This is a genomic window from Clostridium merdae (assembly GCF_900176635.1).
Classification (GTDB): Bacteria; Bacillota; Clostridia; order Oscillospirales; family Acutalibacteraceae; genus Faecalispora; species Faecalispora merdae.
Genome location: NZ_FXLN01000004.1, coordinates 476,943 through 502,641, shown reverse-complemented (window position 1 = coordinate 502,641; position 25,699 = coordinate 476,943). Strand labels below are relative to the sequence as shown.

Below are 25,699 nucleotides of genomic sequence, written 5' to 3'. Positions count from 1 at the left end.
TTACTATCTAGATTTACATGTAACATATTCAGTTATAATCTCGTATTTTCTAGTACAAAATTACGTGCATTTTGATCCGCCGCCAGCACCTGCTGTGGCGTGGTTGGTCGTTCAGGCGCTTGCCTTTTCATTGCAGCTTCCACTAACTCTGGAATCTGCAAAAAAGAGATTTTTTCAGATAAAAAGAGCTTTACTGCCTCTTCGTTTGCCCCGTTCATTGCAGCCGGCACCAATCCACCCTGCTGAATTGCCTGCTTGGCAAGACCAAGGCAGGGAAACGCGTGTTCGTCTGGCGGGTAAAACGATAGCGTACCCAGCTCGGTAAGACTTAGGCGTTTTACCGGAGACGGCAATCGTTCTGGCCATGTAATAGCATATTGTATGGGAATACGCATATCCGGTACGCCGAGCTGTGCCAGAACAGAATAATCTTGGTACTCAATGAGCGAGTGGACAATGCTCTCACGGTGCACCACCACGTCTATTTGAGACACCGGCATCGAAAAAAGCCACGAGGCTTCAATAATCTCAAGCCCCTTGTTCATCATAGTGGCGGAATCAATGGTTACCTTAGCGCCCATGCTCCAATTGGGATGGCGCAATGCCTGCTGTGGAGTAACATTCTCCAGCTCTTCCCGTGATTTACCGAAAAAAGGCCCACCAGAGGCAGTAAGAATTAACTTTGCTACCGCAGATGGATGCGGGCAGCCCTGCAAGCATTGAAAAATTGCGGAATGCTCACTGTCTACGGGAAGAATACGTACACCATTTTCTTGTGCGGCTTGCATAACCAGAGAACCGCCAGCCACTAACGTTTCTTTATTGGCAAGTGCAACATCCTTTTTGGCAGAAACGGCGGCCATAGTAGGGAGAAGCCCTACCATGCCCACCACTGCATTACAAACAATATCTGCTTCCTTTATAGAAGCTGCTTCGCAAAGACCATCCATCCCAGAAACAACACGTACCGGTAAATCGTGAACACGAGTCTTTAAATCCCGTGCAGCGTCTTCATCATAAACCGCCGCCAAGGCCGGTTTAAATTCACGAATCTGCTCCTCAAGGAGCTTCACGTTGCTATGAGCTGCAAGCGCACAAATCGAAAAACCGTGCATTCGAGCTACTTCCAGTGTTTGGGTACCTATGGAACCGGTTGAGCCGAGCAAAGAAATATTCTTTATCATTTGTATTCACCATTCTGTTTCTTTATTGCACGGTTCAGCATTTAACGCAGTACAACTGGAAATACCTGTACTAGAAGGTAGACAAAAGGCGAGACAAAAATTACACTGTCAAAGCGATCCAGTATTCCACCGTGCCCGGGAATTAGTTCTCCAAAATCTTTAATGTGGCAGCTTCGCTTAATAAGCGAAAAGCTTAAATCGCCTAACACAGACATTACAGAACCACCAACACCAATAAGCAACAATGATAGATAAGATACATTTACCTGATACCCATAGAAGAACACCTGAAAAATGTAGCCAAACACTAACATTGCCATTACATTTAAAATGAGACCCCCAACAACACCCTCAACCGTTTTTTTAGGGCTGATTTTAGGGCAAAGCTTATGCTGCCCCCAAAGGCTACCAGCTGCGAACGCACCGGTATCAGAAATCCACGCCGAAAAAATCGTAATGATAACATAGAACATGCCATGTCTTTCATCAAATTCCCGCAGGCTGAGTATGGTTGAGAGCATGGTAGGTATCATGAGTGTCATGCTGTACAACACAATCAAATGATGAAACGAAATTGTGTCGTTATACCGGATGAGCATGATAAACATGACCACCGTATACACATAGTAGAGCGTTTCTGTAGCCAACCCTACTGGAGCAATAAATACCCCCACCGCGAATAGAACACTGGGTACTACCAAAGCATACTGCTTTGCAATGCCAAGCGCCTGAACCAACTCATACACCGCCAAAACAGAAATCAACGCAATTGCTAAATTTAATGCAGGCGGAAAGCGAACATTAAATAAAACGATTGCAGCCAGAAATAGAATTAAAACGACACCAGACATCACTCGGTTTTTCAAATCATACCCCCCCAAAGCGCCTGTTCCGATTCGAAAACTCCAGCAAAGCGCTGTCAAGGTCTCGGGTCGTAAAATCCGGCCAGAGTTTATCCATAATAATATACTCTGTATAGGCCGACTGCCATAACAAAAAATTAGAAATACGATATTCTCCGCTGGGGCGCAGTACCAAATCCGGGTCTGGTTGGCCTGCTGTATAAAGATTTTGTGAAATTAGTTCTTCTGTAATTTGTTCGGGGCGCAGTGCTCCCTCTTGCACGCGTTCCGCCAAAAAGCGAACCGCGTGGGTCAACTCCGCGCGTCCGCCGTAATTCATTGCAATATTCAGAACCATACCGGTTTTATCCGCAGAAACCGCTTCTGTGCGTGCAAATAAATCCTTTAAGGTTTGAGGGAAAACTGAAACATCGCCAATAAACTTAACACGAATATTTTCGCCCAAAAAATCCCGCAGGGCTTCTTCTAAATACTGCTGAAAAATCTTCATCAGTGCTTCAATTTCGTCGGACGGACGCTTCCAGTTCTCAGTTGAAAACGCATATACCGTAAGATACTCAATTCCAATGGAAGCGCAGTAGCGTGTTATCTTTTTGAAATTTGCCGCACCTGCTGTATGGCCGGCCGAACGCGGGAGTGCCCGCTTTTTCGCCCAGCGACCGTTACCATCCATAATTATGCCCAAATGCCGCGGCAATATAGGCTTTGCCTGGTCTGAAAGATGATTCATAAGCCGATTTTTATATCTCCATGATTTCTTTCTGTTTCTTATCGAACAAGCCGTCTACTTCTTTGCAGTATTTATCTGTCAAATCCTGTGTTTTCTTCTCACCCAATTTCAGATCATCTTCTGAAATTTCGGCATTCTTTTTCATTGTTTTGAGTTTTTCAATTGCATCGCGACGAATGGAGCGAACCGCAACCTTTGCCTCTTCCGACATTTTTGCGATATCTTTTGTGATGTCGCGACGGCGTTCTTCTGTCAACTGCGGGAACATGAGGCGAATCACCTTGCCATCGCTTTGCGGGTTAATGCCTAGCTCAGAGCTTAGAATTGCCTTTTCAATTGCACGAACCGAAGTTGCATCCCAAGGCTGAATCGTTAAAAGACGTGCCTCCGAAACAGAAATGGCCGCCAACTGGTTCACCGCCGTAGGTGTACCGTAATAGTCCACCATTATTTTATCCAAAACTGCGGGGTTGGCCCTGCCTGCCCGGATTGTGGTATACTCGTTGGTCAGGACGGAAAGAGTTTTCTTCATCTTAGTTTCCGCTTGGGTCAGTACCTCTTGCATTACAATCTTCCTTTCTTAATTAGCATTTGTAAAATCAATTATTTTACTAGTGTTCCAATTGGTTCACCGCATACCGCCCGAACAATATTGCTGGGTTCTTCAATGCTGAACACAAGAATTGGAATATCATTGTCTTTGCACAAAGTTGCCGCCGTGCTATCCATTACATGCAAATCCTTATTTAGAACATCCATAAAGGAAAGGGAGTCAAACTTCACTGCTGCATCATTGAGTTTGGGGTCGCTGTCGTAAACACCATCTACCAAAGTTGCTTTCATGATAATGTCAGCATCAATTTCTGCTGCACGCAAAGATGCCGCCGTATCGGTAGAGAAAAACGGGTTTCCTGTACCACAACCAAACACGACTACACGCCCTTTTTCTAAGTGACGTACGGCACGGTTGCGAATATATGGCTCTGCTACCTGCTGCATGGTGATCGCGGTTTGCACCCGTACTGGTACACCCAGCTGTTCAAGCGCATCTGCAACACCAAGCGCATTAATAACCGTTGCGAGCATTCCCATATGGTCAGCCCTCGTTCGGTCCATTTTTCCACTGCTGCGGCCACGCCAAAAGTTGCCACCGCCTACAACAATGCCTACCTGAACGCCTAGGTCTGCACATTCTTTAATCGGCGCACAAATTTTCAGCACTGTATCAAAATCAATACCATGCTCTTTTCCCCCAGCGAGTGATTCACCACTGAGTTTTAAAAGAATTCTTTTATATTTAGGTTGCAATTCATAACACCCCATTATGATTTTAACTATATTTTACAATAGGAGAAATAGAAAGTAAAGTCTTTCACTCCTGTTTTCACATCAGGATTGCCATTATTCTTCCTTACGATACAGTTCGTTCATAATTATTTATTATTTTAACGCCAGAAGCTCATCTTTTATTAATTGTATAAAGAGTGCTTTGGTGTAACTCAAAGAGAATTTATCGAAAGGCAAGTAAAAAGGCTATTCTGGCTAATAACTCTTTTAATATATATATTCCCAATTTGAATACGTAATCCCGTTATAAAGGCATAAAGATAGAGAAGGGCTGAGGCTCGTATCCTCTGCCCTTCTCTTGTAAAAATTATGAATCAGATTATTTCACCATGCTGGCGACTTCATCTGCAAAATTATCTTCTTTCTTCTCGAGGCCTTCACCTTTTTCAAAGCGAGCAAACGCTTCGATCGAGATTTCGCCACCAAGCTCTTTGCCAACAGACTCTGTGTACTGCTGAACAGTCTTGTCGCTATCCTTAACAAAAATCTGGTCAACGAGGCAAATGTCCTTAAAGAACTTAGACAAACGGCCAACAACGATTTTCTCTGCAATTGCAGCGGGTTTACCATCGTTAATAACCTGCTCGGTAAGAATCTTCTTCTCATGCTCAACAACATCAGCCGGAACAGCCTGCTCGTTGAGGTATGCGGGGTTAACCGCAGCAATCTGCATTGCAATATTCTTTGCGTACTCCTGGAACTCAGGCTTAGCAGCGATTTCAGCAGAGGTGTTGAACTTTACGATAACACCGATTCTGCCGTTTGCATGCACATAGCTAACAACAGGGCCTTCAAAACGGGCAAAACGGCGTACTTTAATGTTCTCGCCGATTGTCTGAATCTTTTCTTTGAGAAGGTCATCAATCTTCTTATCAAAACCGGCAGCAGTTAGGTTGAGCAGAGCATCTACATCAGCAGGGTTCTGCTCTTCTACTGTGTCGGCAACAGTCTTAACAAATGCCTGGAATTCTGCATTCTTGGCAACGAAGTCGGTTTCTGCATTGATTTCTACTACAACAGCAACATTACCAATTGCATTCACCTGAGCATAAGCTACGCCTTCCGCTGCAATACGACCCGATTTCTTGGTAGCGGCAGCAAGGCCTTTTTCTCTCAAAATATCAACAGCGGCATCCATGTCTCCGTTGGATTCTGTTAAAGCTTTTTTACAATCCATCATTCCGCAGCCGGTTTTTTCACGAAGCGTTGCCACATCTTTTGCTGTAAAAGCCATTTTCTATTCCTCCGATTCTATTGTTAGTCATACAGCGACCTAAAAGCTGGTGCTATATTAAAATCTATAATACCACAAACAGCGCATGGCGCATTGTGGTATAACATTCTCAAAAAATACCCGTCTGAAATCAGGCGGGTATCTTTCTCTCTACATTAGAGTTGCTGAAAAGCGGCTTATTCAGCCTGCGCCTCTTCTTTTTCCTGTGCAGCAGCAGCGCCCATACGGCCCTCATTGCCTTCTGCAATTGCATTTGCCATAGTTGCAGAAATCAGTTTAACTGCACGAATTGCGTCGTCGTTACCGGGGATAACATAATCGATTTCATCGGGATCGCAGTTGGTATCAACAATCGCAACAATCGGGATACCAAGCTTCTTAGCCTCTGCAACAGCAATGCGCTCCTTGCGGGGGTCAACGATGAACAGTGCGCCGGGAATCTGACGCATATCTTTAATTCCGCCAAGGAATTTCTCGAGCTTTTCAATTTCCAAACGGAGCTTAACAACTTCCTTCTTAGGGAGCAGCTCAAAGGTGCCGTCTTCTTCCATAGTCTTGAGCTGGTTCAGGCGATCAATTCTGCGGCGAATGGTGCGGAAGTTTGTGAGCATGCCGCCCAACCAGCGGGCATTCACATAGTAAGCACCAGCGCGCTCTGCTTCTTCACGAACAGAATCCTGAGCCTGCTTCTTTGTGCCAACAAACAGCACGGGCTTGCCTTCTTCAGAAAGCTGACGAACAAAGCTGTAAGCTTCTTCGAGCTTCTTAACGGTCTTCTGCAGGTCAATGATGTAGATGCCGTTACGCTCGGTGAAGATGTACTCTGCCATCTTGGGGTTCCATCTTCTTGTCTGGTGACCGAAGTGTACACCGGCCTCCAAAAGTTGTTTCATAGATACGACTGCCATAATTAAAATCCTCCTTGGTTATTCCGCCGCCGCACCTTTATTTTGACGTGAAACCCGGTAAAGGGCACCATTGCGTCATAGTGTGGCGTGTGATTTACTGGAGTATTATAGCACGGCAAAGAGGATTTGGCAAGTTTTTTCCTGCTTTTTCGCGAATTTTATTAGGTGTGGAACCAACCGCTCCCAAACCGTTTTTTGGGCCGGAACGGCATCGCAAAATCCACTAAAATCGTTTCTTCCCCTATGATTTGAATATCTTCCCAGCGAATGACAATGTCATCCTCTCTGCCCAGAAGACCCAACCATTTCAGCCTGCCATAAATAATGATTGCGCTGATTCTTGCTGTCTTTAGCTCAATCTCAACATCGCTCACGGCCCCCAACCTGGTGCCGTCTTTCACGCTGATAACCTCTTTGTTTCTCATATCGGCCATTCTGCAATTTGTCATCAGGCACACCTCCCGCCTGATGCTATCTATATTCATCCAATAGTGGCATTTAAAACCTCGGGACAAACAAAGAATCTACAAATCCATTAATTTTTCTTTTATAATGAAAAGGAAACATGATTGCGGCTCTATTTTTATACAAACCATAATTTTTAAATGATTTAAATTTGATTAATTGGAAAAGTTCAGGCTTGCTTTTGTTTGTTTATCTTTGCTGTAAAATGAACTGTTCTCCGATTATACACAAATCCTAATCAAGTAAATACATCTTAAGGTGAATTAAATGTCTTTCTTTATCTTGTCGAGTGCTCCTTTTTCTAAACGGGAAACCTGCGCTTGGCTGATTCCTATTTCTCCAGCGACCTCCATTTGGGTCTTCCCCTGAAAGAAGCGCATCGAGAGAATTCGCTTTTCACGGTCACTTAAATCGCTAATGGCTTCCTTGAGCGCAATTTCGTCGAGCCAATTCCGGTCATCGTTCTTATCCCCTACCTGATCCATCACATAAATTGTGTCGTTTCCATCCGAGAAAACAGGTTCATATAGTGAGACTGGTTCCACAATTGCTTCAAGAGCCAATACCACCTCTTCACGCTGTATGCCAAGTGCTTTGGCAATTTCGTTTACGGATGGCTCCTTGCCGTTCTCTGCCGTCATCTTTTCTTTCATCTGCATTGCTTTGTAAGCGGTGTCTCTCATTGATCGGCTAACGCGCACACTGTTGTTATCTCTTAAATAGCGCCGAATCTCTCCAATAATCATGGGAACACCATACGTAGAGAAACGAACATCCAGGTCCGGGTTGAAATTGTCGATAGCTTTCATTAAGCCAATACAACCCACTTGGAACAAATCATCCAGATTCTCGCCCCGGTTAGTAAAGCGCTGAATCACGCTTAGCACAAGCTTTAAATTGCCGCCAATCATTTCTTCGCGCGCTTTTTGCTTTTCAGCTGGTGTTCCATGCTTTATAATCTGCAAAAGAGCTTGTTTTTCTGCCTCGGTAAGCACCTTTAGCTTTGCTGTATTTACTCCGCAGATTTCAACCTTGTTATACTGCATAACTCCCCGCCCTCCACTCTCATTTGTCTGGCTCTTACACGTTCATTATTGCCAGATTCTGATAGCTTCATTCGTAAAGATTCCCATATTAAAAAAATGAATATCTTTTAGAGTAGGGCGCTTATTGTATAAAATGAAAAAGATGCGCTATGATATTTTCAGGAAAGAAAAACTGTTAGGAATGGCTACCAGCTTATTAAAACAGCGATTAACCAAGTAAATTTAGGGGAAAAGCAGTTTAAGGTAAAAAAACTTATGCAAACATGTAATTTATTTTGTTTTTTCTCTTGCATCCTGTAAAAAAAGGGGTATAATGAAATATGCGAATTTAGTATACAAATTTAGTATACATTAATCTTAATTTCGTTTTATTCTATATATAATAATGAGGTGAACATTCATGTCCCATGAATTACTGAAAATTGAGAACCTGCAAGTGGGTGTTGAAGATAAGGTGATACTGGACGAGCTGAATCTTACCATTCGCAGCGGTGAAACACATGTGCTGATGGGACCTAACGGCGCAGGTAAATCCACCCTGGGTAATGCCATTATGGGTCATCCGCAATATCATATTAGTAAGGGAAGCATCGTGTTCAACGATGACGACATTACAAGCGAAACAACCGACGTACGCGCCAAGAAAGGAATCTTCCTTTCTTTCCAGAACCCGGAAGAGGTTCCCGGAATTGCACTGGGCAATTTTCTTCGCGTTTCTCGTGAAGCCGTTACCGGTGAAGCTCCGCGCATTTTAAAGTTTCAGAAAGAAATGAAAAGCTTGATGGATTCTTTAGAAATTAATCAGGATTACGCCGCACGCTACTTGAATGTGGGCTTTTCTGGTGGTGAGAAGAAGAAAGCGGAAATTTTGCAGATGCTAATGCTCAACCCCAAGCTTGCTATTCTGGATGAAACTGACTCCGGCTTGGACGTAGACGCAGTAAAGATTGTATCAAAGGGCATTCGCCAATTCCGCAACGATAAAAATTCATTGCTGATTATTACACATAATGCAAAAATTCTGGAAGGCCTGAAAGTAGACTACGTTCACATTCTGGTGAACGGCACTATTGTTCATACCGGTGACAGCAGCCTGATTCAAGAAATCAATGAAAGGGGCTTCCAGTTCTTTGAAGCGGGAGGTGTCCGCAATTGAGAGCCTTTGAAGAAGAAAAAACAAGGGTTGACGACATAGACAGAACCATCTACGACGTAAAGGATAAGGTTGACGCTGCCTTTACCGTAGATTCCGGTCTGACTCCGGAAATCGTGAACCAAATTTCGGTTGAGAAAAAAGACCCGGAGTGGATGCGTTTGTTCCGCCAAAAATCACTCCGCACGTATAATGAAATGCCTTTGCCTAGCTGGGGTCCTACTCTCGAAGGGCTGGATATGGACCACATTGTGACTTACGTTCGCCCCAAAACAGGCATGAGCAGCAAATGGGAACAGGTTCCGGAGGATATTAAAAATACCTTTGAACGCCTCGGTATTCCCCAAGCAGAGCGTCTTTCCCTTGCGGGTGTTGGCGCCCAGTACGATTCTGAGGTTGTGTACCATAATGTGCGTGCCGAGGTTGAAGCACAGGGTGTTGTTTATACCGATTTGGAGAGTGCACTGCACGGCCCGTACTCCGAAATGATTCGCAAACACTTTATGAAGCTAGTCCCCCCCAGCGACCACAAATTCGCGGCACTGCACGGTGCAGTTTGGTCGGGCGGATCGTTCGTTTATGTTCCCGAGGGAGTTCAATTAACCATCCCCCTCCAGTCTTACTTCCGCTTGAACGCGCCAGGTGCTGGTCAGTTTGAGCACACGCTAATCATTGTCGAAAAGAATGCGTACCTGCATTTTATTGAGGGCTGTTCCGCCCCCAAATATAACGTAGCCAACCTGCACGCCGGCTGCGTAGAGCTATTCATTGGTGAGAATGCACGCTTACGTTACTCTACCATTGAAAACTGGTCTAAGAATATGTATAACCTAAACACCAAGCGTGCCTTGGTGGAAAAAGGCGGTGCCATCGAGTGGGTTTCGGGCTCCTTTGGTTCGAATACCTCCTGTCTCTACCCCATGAGCGTGCTTAAGGGAGAGGGTGCTCGTACTGAGTTTACCGGAATCACCTTTGCTGGTAAAGGCCAAACCCTTGACAATGGCTCAAAGGTCATTCACGCTGCGCCAAACACCAGCTCGCGTATTAGTACTAAGTCTATTTCGAAAGATGGCGGTGCCTGTATCTACCGCAGCAGTGTTGTGATTACTCCGGAAGCGGCACACAGCAAATCTTCCGTTTCGTGCGAATCCTTAATGCTCGATAGCGAATCTCGTTCCGATACGGTTCCGGTAATGGATATTCAAAACGATGAATCCGACGTTGGGCATGAGGCAAAAATTGGCCGTATCAGCGACACGGCAATTTTCTACTTGATGAGCCGCGGCCTTACAGAGGATGACGCACGTTCCATTATTGTTAGCGGCTTCGCAGAGCCAATCGCCAAAGAGCTGCCAATGGAATATGCCGTTGAAATGAATAACCTGATTAAGCTCGAAATGAGCGGCAGTATTGGATGAGGAAAGGAGCTTTGCAATGAACATGACCTTGAATCAAGTAAACCTGCTGCCGGTCAGAACTTGGAAATGGCTTGGAGTCAACGGTATTGCGGTAGAAGAAGAGATTCCCGGCGAATTTGCCGCTTGGGAAAAGAAAACCTTAAACTTGCCGCAAGGAGTAATCGAGCAAGCCAACGCTTTTGACGGCGCAGACGCGATAGAAACTGGAATGGGTAAGGATGCAGAGCAGTTTGTTCTGCAAAATAGAAATACAGAAATTCACCTTGTTGCAGAAGGCAAAACGGAAGAACCGATTGTTGCAGAATATGTTCTCGGTGCCTCCTCCCCTGTTCTTGCCGATTATAACACCATTTACGCCAAAGAAGACAGCCGTGTGACCTTCGTGCTAAGCTACCGCTCACAGGGAAGTGAAAATGTATTTCACACCAGCCTAACCAAGATTTATGCGGAACGCGGAGCACATGTACGCCTTGTGCAGGTACAGCTTCTGGGTGATAGTGCATTCCATTTTGATGATGTTGGTGTCATAGAAAAAGAAGGCGCTTTGGTAGAAGTAATCCACATTGAGCTGGGCGCACAAAAACTCCTTTCGGGCTGTAAGGCTCGGCTTGAGGAACGCCACAGCCGCTTTGAAAATGAAACCATCTATCTGGGTGACAAATCCAGAAGCATTGATATGAACTATTTGGTACAGCACATTGGCAAAGAAACCGAAAGCGAAATTCACGCAAACGGTGCTTTGTTAGATGAAAGCAAAAAGATTTACCGCGGAACTATCGATTTTCTTCGTGGTGCTTCCTATTCCGTTGGGCATGAAAGTGAGTACACTCTGCTGTTCAGCCCCAAGGTACGTAACCGTACTGCACCTTTGATTTTGTGCGGGGAAGAAAACGTAGAGGGTCAGCATGCTGCAAGCATTGGTAAAATCGATGCAAGCAAGCTGTTCTATTTAATGTCGCGCGGTATTTCGGAGCAACAGGCAAAGCAAATTGTGATTGAAGCGCAATTCACTCCAGCACTGGAGAGAATCCCGGTAGAAGCTCTACGGGAATCTGTGCGCGAGTGGCTCAAGGAAAGGATGAAAAACGCATGAACCGGATACAAGAGCAATTCCCTTTATTGCAGCAGAAAGTAAACGGCAAGCCAATCGTTTATTTAGACAACGCTGCCACCGCACAGCGTCCGGTCAGCGTATTAAAGGCGGTGGATGATTTCTACCGTAATGATAACGCCAACCCGCACCGTGGTGTGTATGAGCTTGCGGTTCGTGCAACCAATGCGTTCGAGGATGCCCGCAAGGTAGTCGCTGAGTTTATAGGCGCAAAGGATGCGGCGGAGCTGATTTTCACCCGTAACGCAACAGAGGCACTCAACCTGATTGCATACAGCTATGGCATGAATTTCCTCTCCGAAGGCGATGGAATTACCATCTCGATTGCAGAACACCACAGCAATTTAGTGCCGTGGCAGCATGTTGCCGGAATTGTAGGTGCCTCCCTCGACTACCTGTACCTAACAGATGGTGCCAGAGTAACCGACGAGGAAATCGCCGCTAAAATTACGGAGAAAACCAAGCTAGTCTCAGTTGTGCATATTTCAAATGTACTTGGCGTTCAGTTACCCATTGAAAAGATTGTAAAGCGCGCGCATGAGGTTGGCGCTGTTGTAGTGCTCGATTGTGCGCAGAGCGTTCCCCATATGCCGGTAAATGTAGAGCAGCTTGGTGTGGATTTTGCTGTGTTCTCCGGCCACAAAATGTATGCTCCGCTTGGTATTGGAGCTCTTTGGGGAAAAAGAAGCCTGCTTGAGAAAATGCCTCCTTTCCTTTCGGGCGGCGATATGATTGACTCCGTAGAGGAACAGGTTACTACCTATGCCCCCATTCCCCAGAAGTTCGAGGCCGGCACGCAAGACGCCGGCGGCGCAGTGGGCCTTGCCGCAGCCGTGAAATTTATGCAGGGAATCGGCTGGGACGAAATCACCCGCATTGAGCATGAGCTCATGGCTTATGCCATTGAGGGCATGAAGAAAATCCCCCATGTAACCGTTTTGGGCGGCGATATTCCTGCAAATGAACGCTACGGCGCTATTTCTTTTTTGGTTGAGGATGTTCACCCACATGACATTGCTAGCATATTGGATGCAGACGGTGTTTGCGTTCGTGCCGGCCACCATTGTGCACAGCCGCTGCTTCATCATTTAGAGCTGTATGCCGCCAGCCGTCTTAGCTTTGCGGTGTACAACACCAAAGAAGATATTGATGCGTTTCTGGAAAGCCTGAAAAAAGTCAGAGGAGTAATGGGTTATGGAGCTTGACCAGATTTATACGGAGATTATAACGGAGAATAGCCGTTCCAAACGCAACAAGCGTGAACTGGAAAACCCTACTGCGGTTATTAAAGGTGTAAACCCAAGCTGTGGAGATGAGATTTCTTTGCAGGTTCGTGAAAAAGATGGAATTATTGAAGACGCTTCTTTTACTGGTATGGGCTGTGCGATTTCACAGGCTTCTGCTTCCATTATGATTGACCTGATTAAAGGGAAGACAAAAGAAGATGCGATGCACCTCGCTAACACCTTTCTTTCGATGATTAAGGAAGGTAAGCTGGATGACGAAGCACTTGATGAGCTAGAGGATGCTGCCGCGTTCCAAAATATCTCAAAAATGCCCGCTCGTGTAAAATGTGCGGTTCTGGCTTGGCATACCTTGGAAGAAGCCATTCAGTCTGAAGTAAAGTGTCCCGAATAAAAACTAAACAAAGAATTTTCAAGAAAAGCCGCGCCTGATATTCAGACGCGGCTTTTCTGCTATTTGTACTCTTCTTCACAAAGCAAATATTCCATCATTTTTTCTGGGTGGTTTAAAAACTCACGCGTTACAATGTAGTGCTCTGTTTGCTCATAAGGGGTACGGCATATTCCCTCATCCTTCGAAAGTACATAGATGCACGCTCCGGGGTATGCCATCAAAATCGGAGAATGAGTGGCAATCACGAGCTGTGAGTTTCGCTCTACCAATTGATGAAGATGTGCTAACAGCGACATTTGGCGAGACGGCGATAGCGCCGCCTCCGGTTCATCCAAAAGATAAAGCCCCTCTCCCCCAAAACGATTTAGGACCAGAGACAAAAAGCTTTCCCCATGAGATTGCTCATGCAGTGATTTCCCCCCGTAGCTATCAATCAAAGGAGGTCGACTCGTCGGAATTGCATTGAGGTCATCAATATTGCTGGCAACATTATAAAAGCTTTCTGCCCGCAAGAAGAATCCATCTCTTGGGCGGCGAACCCCTTTTACTAAATGAAGGTACTCGTACAGTTGAGAATGCGTTTCTCTGGAAGAAAAGGTAAAGTTTCGTGTACCACCCTCTGCATTAAACCCGGCAGCAACCGCAATGGCCTCCAGTAAAGTAGATTTTCCCGTTCCGTTCTCCCCCACCAAAAATGTGACTGGCTGCTCCAGTAACAATGGCTTTTTTTGCAGGCTTAGCACTGCAGGGAGCGTCTCCCAATAATTCTTTCGCTGTGGTAGCTGATTGAGCTCTACTCGCCGCAGGTACAGCGACTCCAAAAATTCTGCATCCATATTTATTCTACAATATTCCCTGAAACGGGCGCAAGAAGAACCTTACCGGTACCGCGGTATACGTTAACCAAACCTTCACCGGAGACCGCAGAGCCCATGAGCGATTTTCCTGAGCGCTCCACCGTAAAGTTCAGGCTGCCACTCCATGCAATCGCCATGTTGCCATCCACTTTTAATACATCATCCTCTAGGGTAATCTCAACGAGTTCTTCCCTTGGGCAGTACGATTCCAAGCAAAGAACGCCATTGCCACTCACGCCGAGGTTAAAAAGGCCTTCATTGCCCGCCACTGCAGATGAAAAGTTCGAGCGCATCACCGCTTTATGCTTCAGTGTGGATTCACAGGCGAGAAATAATCCGTCATCCAAAACAATTGAACCGTTCCAGTCCTGAAGATTAATCAAAATAATATGGCGATAGGTCGGCTCCAACACCAAAAGACCATTGCCGGTGTATTCGGGCTTTATCGCAGACTCGCCTGTAACAGAGCCACGCATTGCTTTGCTCAGAAAATCGCCAACACCTTTAATCCCAGTGGTAGCGTTCACATTACCAACCGTCCACTGCATTGCTCCGGCCTGCAAGGTTATACCACCATTTGCTTTGCTCATATCGCAAACAACCTGTCGTTTACGAACATTCATTTTGCTTGCAAAATAGGCTGTTTGCGCATCATGAGGCATGACGCTCAGATCACGCTGATATTCTAAAACGGTGAATGCCCCCATGGATGCCAGTGTGGTTATGTCATCGTTATCTACAAAATTCGATATTCTATACATGCTAAAACCCCTCTCATATTTTGATTGTTCTGCGTAATTTAATATTATGATTTTATCTTACAAAAACGATATTGCAAAGTCAAGGTTTCTTCTTTTCCCTCTCAAAATTGACTCAAAAAAGCACAACGCAGTAAACGAACTGCATTGTGCTTTTCTATCTTTATAAAATAAATATTAGCGATTCATTTCGCTTTGCTCACCGGTATTTTGGTGTTCTTTAATCAGCCGTTCAACATCACGGAAATCGGAAGCCGGCATATCGCCCGGTATGGTGTTTTTCACGGCACTGCTCGCATTGCCAAACTCGAGCGCCTTTTGGTGGTCACCATATTGGAGTAACCCAAACAAAACGCCTGCCACATATGCGTCGCCGCTGCCAATGCGATCCACCACTTCAATGTTGGCATACGGTTCCTCCTCATAGAAGCGGTCTTCCTTGGCGCTATACAGAATAGAGCCGAAGGTATGCTGCTTGGGGCTAATAATCTGCCGGTTGGTTGTTGCAACAACCTCCACACCGTAATCCTTGCAATAGCTCTTCATAATATCGTGGAGATCACCGGTTTTTTGGAACATTCTACGGGAGGTTTCCGCTGAAATAAACAGGATGTTGATATACGGCAAAATACTTTCAATGGTACGCCGTGCTTCATCCTCATCCCATAAATTTGCGCGGTAGTTTACATCAAACGATATTTTAGCTCCTCCTGCACGAAAACGGCGAACCAATTCCAGAGCCACTTCACGTGTTTGCTGGCTCAATGCCAGAGAAATACCACTTGTATGGAATATGCGCGTGCTGGTATAGGCGGACTCCGGAATCTCATCGAGCGTGATGCTATTAATGGAGGAATGCTTTCTATCGTATACCACACAAGGTTTTCTGGGGTGAGCTCCATTTTCGTAGTAATACACCCCTAAGCGAGCATCACGATTTTCATCGTACAGTAAAAAGTCATCGCTCACGCCGCCAAAACGGATGCGGTTTTTGATAAAGGTGCCTACTTCACTACGGGGAATTTTCGAAATAATACCCGTGCGAAGCCCCAAAAGAGATAGGCCGGAGGAAACATTCAGCTCAGAGCCGCCGGCTCGCTTTTCGAACACCACACCGTCAACAATTCGCTCGTTGATGGTGGGCGATAGCCGCAGCATGATTTCCCCAAAGGTGATGGCGTCAAAAGGTCGTTTGGATTCCATGTCATCTGCTCCTTTTACACAAGCAACACTGCATTCTAAAGTTTGTCTATTATGATAGAATCAATAATAAGCAATTATTTTATTCAAGAACGCTGTGTCAGCTGAATTTTCCCATAACCACTTATGTATGAAAAGGGCACCGAATCGCTGTTATTCTCCGGTACCCTTTCCGCAGCACCGCACATTACGGTGCTTTTCTACTTAAAATATCTTATCTCTGTACACGGCCGGAACCGTCGCCCAGTGCAAGCTTATTTACTTCATCCACAGAAACCTGGTTAAAGTCACCCTCAATGGTGTGTTTGAGGCAGCTTGCTGCAACGGCAAACTCAATGGCATCCTGCGGAGCATAATCGTTTAGCAAGGAATAAATCAAACCGCCACCAAAGCTATCGCCACCACCTACACGGTCTACAATACGAATAAGGTAGTTTTTGCTAAAGTAGTAGTCGCTGCCATCGTAAAGCATCGCCGCCCAGTTGTTATCACTAGCAGAGATAGAGCCGCGCAGTGTAATGGCAACCTTGTCAAAATGGAAGGTATCCGCCAGTTTCTTTGCAACCTCTTTGTAGCCCTCATGGCTGATTTTACCGCCGGTAATGTCTGTGTTTGCTGCCTTGATGCCGAACACATCGCTAGCATCTTCTTCGTTAGAGATGCAAACATTTACATATTCCATCAAACCGCCCATAACCTGGCCAGCCTTTTCGCGAGACCACAGGTTTTTGCGATAGTTGAGGTCACAGCTCACTTTTACATTGTGGCGCTTTGCAGCTTTGCAGGCTTCAAGGCAAATTGCTGCTGCACTGTCGCTGATAGCGGGAGTGATACCAGTGAAATGGAACCAATCCACACCCTCAAAAATCTCATCCCAATTAAAGTCGGAAGGCTGTGCAGTTGCAATGGCAGAACCGGCACGGTCATAAATCACTTTGGAGGGACGCTGGCTGGCACCCTTCTCTAAAAAGTAAATACCTACTCTGTCACCACCACGAGTGATTTTAGAAACATCCACTCCAAATCTTCTCAGGGAATTTACAGCACTTTGGCCAATGTCGTGCTTCGGCAGCTTTGTTACAAAGCTTGCATCAATGCCATAGTTGGCAAGAGAAACGGCTACGTTGGCTTCGCCACCGCCGTAGGTAGCACCAAAGTTCTCAGCCTGAACAAAACGATAATAGCCTTCCGGAGCAAGGCGCAGCATAATTTCACCAAAGGTAACTACTTTCATTTTAATTAATCCTCCAAACGATATATACTTTCTATTCTCTCATGCAAAAGAACATCTTTTTTCATTGGGTAATATTTACTTTTTCTGGGCAAGATGTACTCGGAAGCCACAGAAATCGCGCTTCAAATAAATAATGGTCATGTTGCCCTTATCATCGTACTTCGCAGAATCCGCATCAAACTCAATGCCGCGGCTCTCAAAGTAGCTAATGGCTCTGGGCAAGAAATTGGTATTGATTGAGAAATGACCGTGCTCGCCATATCCCATAAACTTCATAATTTCCACTGCGGTACCGGCAAAGAAGGAGCTATTGCCCTCTTTTTTCGCAAAGCCAAAAATATCGCTGAATGCATTGGTCAATTCGCCAGCTTCGGCTGCATCTTTGGTATTAATGCCAACATGGCCAATCTCAAAGCCAAGCATAGTCTGCACTGCTTCACGGGTCATATCGCGAATTTTATCAAACTCACCTGCACTAATCAGCTCCGGCTTTACCATCCAGCTACCGCCGCAAGCCAAAATCTTATTGTAAGACAAGTACTCGTTTAGGTTCTTTGCGCTGATTCCTCCGGTGGGCATAAATTTCATTTTCACATAGGGACCAGCCAATGCTTTAATCATGGCAAGGCCGCCTGCCTGCTCGGCTGGGAAGAACTTTACTACGTCGAGCCCGAGCTCAATGGCCTGCTCAATATCGCTCGCATTCGAGGTACCGGGGGTAATCGGAATCCCCTTATCTACACAATACTTTACCACTTTGGGGTTTAAACCAGGACTAACGATAAATGCAGCTCCAGCAGAAACTGCCTTGTCTACCTGTTCGGTAGTGAGTACGGTTCCTGCACCCACGAGCATTTGAGGGAATGCCTGAGACATTGCGCGAATGGCTTCTTCTGCCGCATCGGTACGGAAGGTAACCTCAGCACAGGGTAAGCCGCCTTCGCAAAGCGCTTTGGCTAGCGGAACCGCGTCCTTTGCGTCATCAATTTTCACCACCGGAACAATACCAATAGCACCAATTTTCTTTAGAATCTCATTCATGTTCAGCACCTCTTACTTAATTTGTTTCGTAATGTGGAACTAAGTTTCATTTCTTTGTACTTTTATTATACTGTTTCCCCACGTGAAGTCAATAGAATCTTACAGCTTTCCAATTGTTTTTCCCGATTCACTATGATACTATTAAAGAACTAAGTCCGTCGATTTGTTTTTCAGCGTTTTTTCTATGGGTTTTATTGCAGGTTTTACCTGTCTTATGGTTTTAAGATTCATCCAATTTGGAAAGGAAGAAATTGGTGTATGCCCCAATCTAATCCCGTTCAGTCGGCAGAGCGTATTTTTGAACTGCTGGAAGCTCTGGTACAGAGCGGCCCGGTCACGCTAACGGAACTGAGCACACGGCTTTCTCTTCATAAAAGCACCGTACATCGCCTTCTCAAATCCCTTGTTTTAATGGGATATGCACGTCAGGAGGAGGAATCGGGTAAATACCTGCCCACCTACAAAATTTTGGGGCTGGCAGGAATGCTGCTCTCTAAGCTCGACATTCTTGCTGTTGCGCGCCCGTTTTTAGAACGCCTTATGAGGCAGACGCATGAAACGGTTCACTTTGTACAGCGTGAAAACTCCCATATTATTTATGTGGATAAGGTGGAATCAGACGCGAACAGCATCCGCATGGTGTCTCGTATTGGGCTGCGCCAGCCAATGTACTCTACTGGAGTTGGCAAAGCGATACTCGCTCAAATGAAGGACAGCGAAATACAAGAGGTGTGGAATCAAAGCGAAATTCTCCCCTATACCGAACACACGATTGTAACCTTTGAGCACCTTATGCACGAAATTGAGAAAATTCGGCAGCAAGGCTACGCTCTTGATAACGAAGAGAACGAGCTAGGCGTACGCTGTATTGCCGCCTGTGTAACCGATTTTTACGGACGTGCATCGAATGCCTTCAGTATTTCTGCCCCGGTATCTCGTATGTCCGACGAACGAATACAGGAGCTTTCAGAATATGTTCTCCAAACCAAGCGAGACCTTTCTCAGGAATTGGGTTTTTCCGGGAAGTGATTCCCGGCACCTGGGAAGAGGCTCGCATTTTTCCGTTTTCTCTTATGGATTTTTGGTAAGATACGGGAAAAACTTTTCTAGTAGACGAATTGCCATCATAGGGGAAAACAAGTTATCTTTTAACAGTGCAAACAGTTTTTTACGGCAAATAAGAGTACAAAGAACAAATTCTATTATATTGTATGATAATAAATACCAAAATACAGTGAAATTTGCGAGATATGGAAGCTTTTTATGCAAAATATGCACTGCTTTTGTTGAAACCCCCTGCATTTGATGGTATAATTATTTGTAATTGTTTTCAGAAATCTGAGCAGACGAAAGGATTAATTAAGATATGATTTGCGCTAACAAATATCACACCCGCCTGTGCGGCAGGGTGAGTGAAACCGATATTGACCAGACGATTCGCGTGGCGGGCTGGGTTGAGAATATCCGCGACCATGGCGGAGTACAGTTTCTGGATTTGCGGGATCATTACGGCGTGGTGCAGGTTGTGGTACACGACGAAGCCATGATGCAGAACGTAGTGCGTGAATGCACCATCAGCGTTGAGGGTAAGGTGACTTTGCGTGATGCAGACACCGTAAACTCCAAGCTGGCAACTGGTACAGTGGAAATTAAGGTAGATTCTCTTACCTTGCTTGGCAAGGTAACGAACCCCCTCCCCTTTGAGATTACCAATTCCACAGAAACCAAGGAAGACGTTCGCCTAAAATACCGCTTTCTGGATTTACGTAATCCGGAGGTTCACAATAATATCGTGCTTCGCTCGCAGGTGATTTCCTTTCTGCGCCAGAAAATGACCGAAATGGGCTTTTTAGAGATTCAAACCCCTATTCTCTCTACTTCTTCTCCAGAAGGCGCAAGAGACTACTTGATTCCCAGCCGCAAGCATCATGGTAAATTCTATGCTCTGCCGCAGGCTCCGCAGATTTTCAAGCAGCTTTTGATGGTATCTGGCTTTGACCGTTACTTCCAAATCGCCCCCTGCTTCCGTGATGAAGATGCAAGAGCAGACCGTTCACCCGGCGAGTTCTACCAGCTCGACTTTGAGCTTGCTTTTGCTACACAGGAAGATGTATTCTCGATTGCTGAAGAGGTTCTTTCCGAAGTATTTGCGAAGTTCTCGAACAAGCAGGTCTCCAAAGCACCGTTTGTACGCATTCCTTTTCAGGAATCCATGCTCAAATACGGCACCGATAAACCCGATTTGAGAAACCCTCTTGAAATTATCGATATTTCTGATATTTTCGATAATACCACCTTTGCGCCCTTCAAAAACAAAACCATCCGTGCCATTCGTGTGCCGGGCTGTACCTCCCAACCAAAGAGCTTTTTTGAGAACATGCTGAAATTCGCTACGGAAATTGGCATGAAGGGCCTTGGCTATATTAGTGTAATCGGTGAGGGTGAATACAAGGGTCCCATCACCAAATTTTTACCCGATGACAAGCTGAAAGAGCTTATTTCGCGAGCCGGATTAATTCCGGGCGACGTCATTTTCTTTATTGGAGACGAAAAAGCAGCAGCCGCAAAGCTGGCGGGTCAAATTCGTACCGAGCTTGGCAGACGCCTGAATTTGATTGATGAATCTCGTTTTGAAATGTGCTTTATCGTCGACTTCCCCATGTATGAAATCGATGAGGATACTGGCAAATATATTTTCACACACAACCCCTTCTCTATGCCGCAGGGAGGCCTTGAAGCACTGCAAAGTAAGAATCCCGAAGAGATTCTCGCTTACCAGTACGACATTGTTTGCAATGGCGTTGAGCTGTCTTCTGGTGCTGTGCGTAACCACGACCCAGAAATTATGGTAAAGGCATTTGAGATTGCAGGCTATACGGAAGAAGACATCCGCGAGAAATTCGGCTCGCTTTATAATGCCTTCCACTATGGCGCACCGCCACATGCTGGCATGGCACCTGGCGTTGACCGCATGGTAATGCTGCTCACTGAACAGCAGAACATTCGCGAGGTTATTGCATTCCCCATGAACAGCAACGCACAAGATTTGCTATTGGGCGCACCTACCGAGGTTACTGAGCAGCAGCTGCGTGAAGTTCATATTAAAATTAGATAATTCTAAAAATTTCTCTCCTCTCCCATTTTTGTGAGAGGAGAGTTAAAAATTACAAGGAGGCGTTTCCGCTTGGTCACACATGAGGATGTACTAAAAATTGCACGGCTTGCCAAGCTCCAAATCCGCGAGGATGAGCTGGAGGCTTTTACGAAAGATATGGATGAAATTATAAATTTCGCCAATACCATTAATCAGGCCACGGTGGAGTCCTCCGACTTTGATCACATCAATCAATTGGAAAACGTATTTCGGGAGGATGTCGTGGAACCGTCTCTTCCTTCAGAGGATATTCTGCGCAATGCGGAAAGCCAGGAGGACGGTTACTTCTTGGTGAAAAAAAGAGGATAAGGCGGGTGTAATCCATGAAAGATTACGGTAAAATTAAAAAACTTCATCACTCTTTGCAGGCAAAGGAAATTTCTTGCCAAGAGTTGACCAAAACCTATATACAGGCGATTGAAGCGGACAACCCCGCCCTTAACGCCTACGTTCACTTCACCCCAGAAACCGCTCTTGCGGCAGCGCAGGAGGTTGACGCAAAAATTGCGCGGGGTGAAGAGATTGATGTTCTTGAAGGCATTCCGATGACCCTCAAAGATAATATTTCTACCACCGGAATTGAAACCACCTGTGGCTCCAAAATATTGGAGGGCTACCGCCCGGTTTTTGATGCTACGGTTTGGCATTTGCTCCGCAGTAGGGGTGCTGTTTTGCTTGGCAAATCAAACATGGATGAATTTGCAATGGGCTCCTCGAACGAAACCTCCATTTATGGCGGCGCTTGGAATCCCCATAACACCAATTGTGTAGCAGGCGGCAGCTCGGGTGGTGTTGCGAGCGCAGTTGCAGGCAACCTAGCGGTTTATGGCCTTGGCTCCGACACGGGCGGGTCCATTCGCCAGCCTGCCAGCTTTTGCGGTATTGTTGGGCTTAAGCCTACCTATGGCGCCGTTTCGCGTTATGGTGTGGTTGCCTATGCCTCTAGCTTTGACCAGGTAGGCCCTATCGCCACAAACGTGGAGGACGCCGCTCTGGTATACGATGCTTTAGCAAAACAAGACCGAATGGATTCTACCTCCCTTGGTGCAAAGGAATTGGCTTGCGATTCTTTGAAAAAAGACATTAAAGGCATGAGAATTGGCTTTGCAAAGCAGTACTTTGATGGTGTTCGCGATGATGTGCGCCAGGCAATCGAGCGCTCGATGCAGGTTTACCGCGAGCTTGGTGCAGAATTGGTAGAGATTGATCTTCCCCAGCTCACTTACGCTTTGCCGGTATATTACATTCTTAGCTGCGCAGAGGCTTCTTCAAACCTAGGCCGCTTTGACGGCATTCGTTACGGTTTTAAAGCCTCCAACTACAATGATGTAAACGAAATGGTTGCCAAAACACGGAGTGAAGGCTTCGGTAAAGAAGTAAAACGACGCATTCTGCTTGGTACCTATGTTTTGAGTGCTGGTTACTATGATGCGTATTATAAAAAGGCGCAGAGCCTTCGCGGAGTTTTGGTGAAAGCATTTCAGTCCGCTTTTGAACGCTGCGATGTCATTGCAGCTCCTACCGTGCCAATGACTGCCTTTGAGCGCGGTAAGGCAGAGCAAAATGCAGTTGAAACGTATTTGACGGACATCTGCACTGTGCCGATTAACATTGCAGGTATTCCTGCCCTCTCTCTCCCCTGTGGGTTTGACCAAAAAGGACTGCCCATTGGCTTACAGCTTATTGGTAATTCTTTCTGCGAGTCTACTCTTCTCAATGCCGCTTATCAGTTTGAGCAGGCAACCAGAGAGAATGTATTCCGCGCAGCTAGTATGGGGGTGCAATTATGAAATACGAATTAGTATCGGGTCTTGAAACCCACGTGGAGCTTTCCACAAATACAAAAATCTTTTGCAGCTGCTCTACGGAGTTCGGCGGCGACCCAAACACCCACTGCTGCCCGGTTTGTGTAGGGTTTCCCGGAACACTGCCAAAGCTGAATAAGCGAGTGGTAGAGTACGCGATTATGGCTGGCCTAGCCACAAACTGCGAAATCTCCATTATCTCCAAAATGGACCGTAAAAATTATTGCTACCCAGATTTGCCCAAGGCATACCAGATTTCGCAGTTTGATATGCCTCTTTGCAAAAACGGTCATATCGACCTTTCCAATGGGCGCAGAATCCGCATTAACCGTATCCATATTGAAGAGGATGCCGGCAAGTTGGTTCACCAAGGTGGCAACACTTATGTGGACTACAACCGCGGCGGCGTACCACTCATCGAAATTGTTACCGAGCCAGACTTCCGTAGTAGCGAAGAAGTTCGTGAGTACGTTGAAAAGTTACAGCTCGCTATGAAGTTCATCGGAGTTTCTGACTGCAAGATGCAGGAAGGCTCCATGCGTTGCGATGTTAATATTTCTGTTCGCCCGGTCGGTAAAGAAGAATATGGCACGCGCACAGAAATTAAAAACATGAACTCAATCACCTTTATGACAAAGGCGATTGAATATGAGTACACTCGTCAAATCGATGTAATTGAGAGTGGCGGAAGAATCACACAAGAGACACTGCGCTACAACGAAGCAGACGGCACCACCTCCAGCATGAGAAGCAAAGAGGATGCAGATGATTACCGTTACTTCCGTGAGCCAGATTTGATTACCATTCATGTTACAGAAGAAGAAGTTGACGCTATACGCAATGCTCTGCCCGAGCTACCGGAAGTAAAGCGCGACCGGTATATCAACCAAATTGGTCTGCCGGAAGCCGACGCCTTGCAGCTTACAAAATCCCGTGCAATTGCGGAATTCTTTGAAGCAGCAAGCGAAGGTGTGGCAAATCCGAAGACCGTAGCAAACTGCATTATCGGTCAAATTTTCCGCCGTATGGACAATGACGATGCGAAAGAGAAATTCGAGGTATCTATCCCCGCTTCTTACCTGAAGGATTTGGTTCTTTTGCTCGACAGCGGCAAAATCCGTATGAATTTGCTGAAATCCACTTTGGATAAAATGCTGGACAGTGGCAAACCCGCTACCGATTTCCTCAGTGAAAGTGATTTGAGCGGAGTAGATTCCGGTGACCTGAAAAAGTTCTGTGAAGAAGCCGTTACAGCGAACCCCAATGCGGTTGCAGACTACCGTGCCGGTAAGGAAAAAGCCCTTAAAGCGTTACTTGGTATGGTTATGAAGGCGAGCCGCGGCAGAGCAGATGCTCTCAAAGCAGAACGAATCTTGATTGAGCTGATTTCGCAGGGCTAAACTACACTAGCTTTGGCTAATATTTTTATTTTGATTTTTTTCTATCGGTTTCTCCCTTGCTTCTTTGCCGGGGAGAAACCAAAATTTTATTCTTCTAAAGTAATATTGCTGAGTATAAAAGGAGGATATTTTATGGAATTTACAAAAGAGGCCAATCGCATTTTTGCAGAAGATAAAGCTGGCAATTTAATCGCTGAAATTACATTCCCGAACATTTCAACAACAACGGTAGATATTAACCATACGTTTGTAGATGACTCTCTGCGTGGTCAAGGCATTGCGGGTAAATTGATGTTAGCAGCCATAGATGAGATTCGTGCGCAAGGGAAGAAAACGATTGCCACTTGCCCTTATGCCGTTGCGTGGTTTGAAAAAAATAGCGAGTATTCAAATCTTTTGGATTCAGAAATTTCCAGAAATAAATAGCCGCTAACGACACATGCTATTGTCGAGGAAGTTCAGGCGAAGAACGAAACTTTGCTGAAGCCTTGCCATAAAACACTCTGTTTTTTGGTGCTGGCGGATGTGAATTATCGTTGAAACACAATGTATAAATTGTTGTTATCCGCTTGGCACCTCTTGGTAAGTCCGCCTATGACAGGACGTAAAATTAATCTCCATTCAAACGTAATATAGGGGAAGAACCATTCGGGTTCTTCCCCTTCCTTTTTTTCTATATGAACACAACTTGCCAACTTTATTATTATTAAATTAATAAAATGAGCATAAATTATTTAAATAATCTATGCTATCCTGTAAAAAAACGGAAATGGAAAGGTTGGTTATACCAATGATTCTTACTACAACCAATACAATAGAAGGCAGACGAATTGTAGAGTATAAGCAAATCGTTTTTGGGGAAGTTGTTGCCGGCGTTAATTTCATGAAAGACTTTGCAGCAGGCCTTACAAACTTTTTTGGAGGAAGATCCTCTTCCTATGAGGGCGAGCTTATGGAAGCACGCGACAAAGCGATGCTGGAGCTACAAAGCCGTGCTGCTGCTTTGAGTGCGAACGCCGTGATTGGAATAGATGTCGATTACGAAGTACTTGGAACTGATAATAACATGCTCATGGTAACCACCTCTGGTACCGCAGTAGTCGTTCAATAATGAACGAACAAAAAATAAGCCTTAGCCGCACAAATTATGCTG

The 25,699-nt window shown here is 45.6% G+C and carries 26 protein-coding genes; 12 read left to right on the top strand and 14 right to left on the bottom strand.

Translation table 11 applies throughout. The features are described from left to right. Positions 1-32: 32 nt before the first annotated feature. The 9 genes from CAN90_RS07795 to sigG all read right to left on the bottom strand — a co-directional run bounded on the left by CAN90_RS07795 (position 33) and on the right by sigG (position 7,777). Complete coding sequence (locus CAN90_RS07795) at positions 33-1,184, bottom strand: 1-deoxy-D-xylulose-5-phosphate reductoisomerase (RefSeq protein ID WP_085833277.1); 1,152 nt, start codon at positions 1,182-1,184, stop codon at positions 33-35. A gap of 41 nt (positions 1,185-1,225) precedes the next feature. Next, positions 1,226-2,050 (bottom strand): phosphatidate cytidylyltransferase, encoded by an 825-nt coding sequence (locus tag CAN90_RS07790; protein ID WP_085833276.1) that lies wholly within the window; start codon positions 2,048-2,050, stop codon positions 1,226-1,228. Between the two features lies 1 nt (position 2,051). Next, entirely contained in the window at positions 2,052-2,777 is a 726-nt protein-coding gene (locus CAN90_RS07785) for an isoprenyl transferase (RefSeq protein ID WP_085833275.1), read from the bottom strand. A gap of 10 nt (positions 2,778-2,787) precedes the next feature. Continuing rightward, positions 2,788-3,342, bottom strand: a complete 555-nt coding sequence (gene frr / locus CAN90_RS07780; RefSeq protein ID WP_085833274.1) for a ribosome recycling factor — start codon at positions 3,340-3,342, stop codon at positions 2,788-2,790. Positions 3,343-3,380: 38 nt separating this feature from the next. Beyond that, on the bottom strand, positions 3,381-4,085 hold the full coding sequence (gene pyrH, locus CAN90_RS07775; RefSeq protein WP_085833273.1) for a UMP kinase: 705 nt from the start codon (positions 4,083-4,085) through the stop codon (positions 3,381-3,383). 358 nt (positions 4,086-4,443) lie between these two features. Then, positions 4,444-5,358 (bottom strand): translation elongation factor Ts, encoded by a 915-nt coding sequence (gene tsf, locus CAN90_RS07770; protein ID WP_085833272.1) that lies wholly within the window; start codon positions 5,356-5,358, stop codon positions 4,444-4,446. Between the two features lie 176 nt (positions 5,359-5,534). Further along, on the bottom strand, positions 5,535-6,266 hold the full coding sequence (gene rpsB, locus CAN90_RS07765) for a 30S ribosomal protein S2 (protein ID WP_085833271.1): 732 nt from the start codon (positions 6,264-6,266) through the stop codon (positions 5,535-5,537). Between the two features lie 161 nt (positions 6,267-6,427). After that, a complete protein-coding gene (locus CAN90_RS07760) occupies positions 6,428-6,715 on the bottom strand; it encodes a YlmC/YmxH family sporulation protein (protein WP_085833270.1) in 288 nt (95 codons plus the stop codon). Between the two features lie 279 nt (positions 6,716-6,994). Further along, positions 6,995-7,777, bottom strand: coding sequence for an RNA polymerase sporulation sigma factor SigG (gene sigG, locus CAN90_RS07755; protein ID WP_085833269.1), 783 nt, complete (start codon positions 7,775-7,777; stop codon positions 6,995-6,997). A gap of 400 nt (positions 7,778-8,177) precedes the next feature. Here sigG and sufC point away from each other — a divergent pair, with 400 nt between their 5' ends. From sufC to sufU, 5 genes are read left to right on the top strand one after another with little or no spacing between them, the layout of a single operon-like run. After that, positions 8,178-8,933 carry a Fe-S cluster assembly ATPase SufC gene (gene sufC / locus CAN90_RS07750; protein ID WP_085833268.1) on the top strand — a complete coding sequence of 252 codons (756 nt, stop codon included), beginning with the start codon at positions 8,178-8,180 and terminating at the stop codon, positions 8,931-8,933. Then, entirely contained in the window at positions 8,930-10,348 is a 1,419-nt protein-coding gene (gene sufB / locus CAN90_RS07745) for a Fe-S cluster assembly protein SufB (protein WP_085833267.1), read from the top strand. Before sufC ends, sufB begins: the two co-directional genes overlap by 4 nt. A gap of 16 nt (positions 10,349-10,364) precedes the next feature. Beyond that, positions 10,365-11,441 (top strand): SufB/SufD family protein, encoded by a 1,077-nt coding sequence (locus CAN90_RS07740; RefSeq protein ID WP_085833266.1) that lies wholly within the window; start codon positions 10,365-10,367, stop codon positions 11,439-11,441. Beyond that, positions 11,438-12,664, top strand: coding sequence for a SufS family cysteine desulfurase (locus CAN90_RS07735; RefSeq protein WP_085833265.1), 1,227 nt, complete (start codon positions 11,438-11,440; stop codon positions 12,662-12,664). The genes CAN90_RS07740 and CAN90_RS07735 overlap by 4 nt, the downstream gene beginning before the upstream one ends. Beyond that, positions 12,654-13,097, top strand: coding sequence for a Fe-S cluster assembly sulfur transfer protein SufU (gene sufU, locus CAN90_RS07730; RefSeq protein WP_085833264.1), 444 nt, complete (start codon positions 12,654-12,656; stop codon positions 13,095-13,097). Before CAN90_RS07735 ends, sufU begins: the two co-directional genes overlap by 11 nt. 59 nt (positions 13,098-13,156) lie before the next feature. Here sufU and CAN90_RS07725 read toward each other — a convergent pair whose 3' ends face one another. The 5 genes from CAN90_RS07725 to CAN90_RS07705 all read right to left on the bottom strand — a co-directional run bounded on the left by CAN90_RS07725 (position 13,157) and on the right by CAN90_RS07705 (position 18,187). Next, complete coding sequence (locus CAN90_RS07725; protein WP_085833263.1) at positions 13,157-13,933, bottom strand: AAA family ATPase; 777 nt, start codon at positions 13,931-13,933, stop codon at positions 13,157-13,159. 2 nt (positions 13,934-13,935) lie between these two features. Then, positions 13,936-14,715 carry an AIM24 family protein gene (locus tag CAN90_RS07720; RefSeq protein ID WP_085833262.1) on the bottom strand — a complete coding sequence of 260 codons (780 nt, stop codon included), beginning with the start codon at positions 14,713-14,715 and terminating at the stop codon, positions 13,936-13,938. A gap of 174 nt (positions 14,716-14,889) precedes the next feature. Beyond that, on the bottom strand, positions 14,890-15,915 hold the full coding sequence (locus CAN90_RS07715) for a sugar kinase (protein WP_085833261.1): 1,026 nt from the start codon (positions 15,913-15,915) through the stop codon (positions 14,890-14,892). Positions 15,916-16,126: 211 nt separating this feature from the next. Continuing rightward, entirely contained in the window at positions 16,127-17,146 is a 1,020-nt protein-coding gene (locus CAN90_RS07710; RefSeq protein ID WP_085833260.1) for a PfkB family carbohydrate kinase, read from the bottom strand. Positions 17,147-17,221: 75 nt separating this feature from the next. Further along, positions 17,222-18,187, bottom strand: coding sequence for a bifunctional 4-hydroxy-2-oxoglutarate aldolase/2-dehydro-3-deoxy-phosphogluconate aldolase (locus CAN90_RS07705; protein ID WP_085833259.1), 966 nt, complete (start codon positions 18,185-18,187; stop codon positions 17,222-17,224). 258 nt (positions 18,188-18,445) lie between these two features. Between CAN90_RS07705 and CAN90_RS07700 the strand changes: the two genes are divergently transcribed. The 7 genes from CAN90_RS07700 (at position 18,446) to CAN90_RS07670 (ending at position 25,657) form a co-directional block, all read left to right on the top strand. Continuing rightward, a complete protein-coding gene (locus CAN90_RS07700; RefSeq protein WP_085833258.1) occupies positions 18,446-19,216 on the top strand; it encodes an IclR family transcriptional regulator in 771 nt (256 codons plus the stop codon). Between the two features lie 337 nt (positions 19,217-19,553). After that, positions 19,554-21,302 (top strand): aspartate--tRNA ligase, encoded by a 1,749-nt coding sequence (aspS, locus tag CAN90_RS07695; RefSeq protein WP_085833257.1) that lies wholly within the window; start codon positions 19,554-19,556, stop codon positions 21,300-21,302. A 69-nt stretch (positions 21,303-21,371) separates the two neighbouring features. Continuing rightward, positions 21,372-21,650 carry an Asp-tRNA(Asn)/Glu-tRNA(Gln) amidotransferase subunit GatC gene (gatC, locus tag CAN90_RS07690; protein WP_085833256.1) on the top strand — a complete coding sequence of 93 codons (279 nt, stop codon included), beginning with the start codon at positions 21,372-21,374 and terminating at the stop codon, positions 21,648-21,650. 14 nt (positions 21,651-21,664) lie between these two features. Further along, positions 21,665-23,131, top strand: a complete 1,467-nt coding sequence (gene gatA / locus CAN90_RS07685; RefSeq protein ID WP_085833255.1) for an Asp-tRNA(Asn)/Glu-tRNA(Gln) amidotransferase subunit GatA — start codon at positions 21,665-21,667, stop codon at positions 23,129-23,131. Continuing rightward, a complete protein-coding gene (gene gatB, locus CAN90_RS07680; protein ID WP_085833254.1) occupies positions 23,128-24,546 on the top strand; it encodes an Asp-tRNA(Asn)/Glu-tRNA(Gln) amidotransferase subunit GatB in 1,419 nt (472 codons plus the stop codon). The genes gatA and gatB overlap by 4 nt, the downstream gene beginning before the upstream one ends. Before the next feature lie 132 nt (positions 24,547-24,678). After that, positions 24,679-24,972, top strand: coding sequence for a GNAT family N-acetyltransferase (locus CAN90_RS07675; RefSeq protein WP_085833253.1), 294 nt, complete (start codon positions 24,679-24,681; stop codon positions 24,970-24,972). 364 nt (positions 24,973-25,336) lie between these two features. Beyond that, positions 25,337-25,657, top strand: a complete 321-nt coding sequence (locus tag CAN90_RS07670) for a putative heavy metal-binding protein (RefSeq protein ID WP_085833252.1) — start codon at positions 25,337-25,339, stop codon at positions 25,655-25,657. Positions 25,658-25,699 lie beyond the last annotated feature (42 nt).

Coding starts and splice junctions, on each gene's coding strand:
- aspS (WP_085833257.1), top strand. CDS start 19,554: ATGATTTGCGCTAACAAATATCACACCCGCCTGTGCGGCAGGGTGAGT.
- CAN90_RS07740 (WP_085833266.1), top strand. CDS start 10,365: ATGAACATGACCTTGAATCAAGTAAACCTGCTGCCGGTCAGAACTTGG.
- rpsB (WP_085833271.1), bottom strand. CDS start 6,266: ATGGCAGTCGTATCTATGAAACAACTTTTGGAGGCCGGTGTACACTTC.
- gatB (WP_085833254.1), top strand. CDS start 23,128: ATGAAATACGAATTAGTATCGGGTCTTGAAACCCACGTGGAGCTTTCC.
- CAN90_RS07795 (WP_085833277.1), bottom strand. CDS start 1,184: ATGATAAAGAATATTTCTTTGCTCGGCTCAACCGGTTCCATAGGTACC.
- CAN90_RS07735 (WP_085833265.1), top strand. CDS start 11,438: ATGAACCGGATACAAGAGCAATTCCCTTTATTGCAGCAGAAAGTAAAC.
- CAN90_RS07785 (WP_085833275.1), bottom strand. CDS start 2,777: ATGAATCATCTTTCAGACCAGGCAAAGCCTATATTGCCGCGGCATTTG.
- CAN90_RS07720 (WP_085833262.1), bottom strand. CDS start 14,715: ATGTATAGAATATCGAATTTTGTAGATAACGATGACATAACCACACTG.
- frr (WP_085833274.1), bottom strand. CDS start 3,342: ATGCAAGAGGTACTGACCCAAGCGGAAACTAAGATGAAGAAAACTCTT.
- CAN90_RS07700 (WP_085833258.1), top strand. CDS start 18,446: ATGCCCCAATCTAATCCCGTTCAGTCGGCAGAGCGTATTTTTGAACTG.
- sigG (WP_085833269.1), bottom strand. CDS start 7,777: ATGCAGTATAACAAGGTTGAAATCTGCGGAGTAAATACAGCAAAGCTA.
- gatA (WP_085833255.1), top strand. CDS start 21,665: ATGAAAGATTACGGTAAAATTAAAAAACTTCATCACTCTTTGCAGGCA.
- sufC (WP_085833268.1), top strand. CDS start 8,178: ATGTCCCATGAATTACTGAAAATTGAGAACCTGCAAGTGGGTGTTGAA.
- sufU (WP_085833264.1), top strand. CDS start 12,654: ATGGAGCTTGACCAGATTTATACGGAGATTATAACGGAGAATAGCCGT.
- CAN90_RS07670 (WP_085833252.1), top strand. CDS start 25,337: ATGATTCTTACTACAACCAATACAATAGAAGGCAGACGAATTGTAGAG.
- tsf (WP_085833272.1), bottom strand. CDS start 5,358: ATGGCTTTTACAGCAAAAGATGTGGCAACGCTTCGTGAAAAAACCGGC.
- CAN90_RS07705 (WP_085833259.1), bottom strand. CDS start 18,187: ATGAATGAGATTCTAAAGAAAATTGGTGCTATTGGTATTGTTCCGGTG.
- CAN90_RS07715 (WP_085833261.1), bottom strand. CDS start 15,915: ATGGAATCCAAACGACCTTTTGACGCCATCACCTTTGGGGAAATCATG.
- CAN90_RS07710 (WP_085833260.1), bottom strand. CDS start 17,146: ATGAAAGTAGTTACCTTTGGTGAAATTATGCTGCGCCTTGCTCCGGAA.
- CAN90_RS07725 (WP_085833263.1), bottom strand. CDS start 13,933: ATGGATGCAGAATTTTTGGAGTCGCTGTACCTGCGGCGAGTAGAGCTC.
- CAN90_RS07760 (WP_085833270.1), bottom strand. CDS start 6,715: ATGACAAATTGCAGAATGGCCGATATGAGAAACAAAGAGGTTATCAGC.
- CAN90_RS07675 (WP_085833253.1), top strand. CDS start 24,679: ATGGAATTTACAAAAGAGGCCAATCGCATTTTTGCAGAAGATAAAGCT.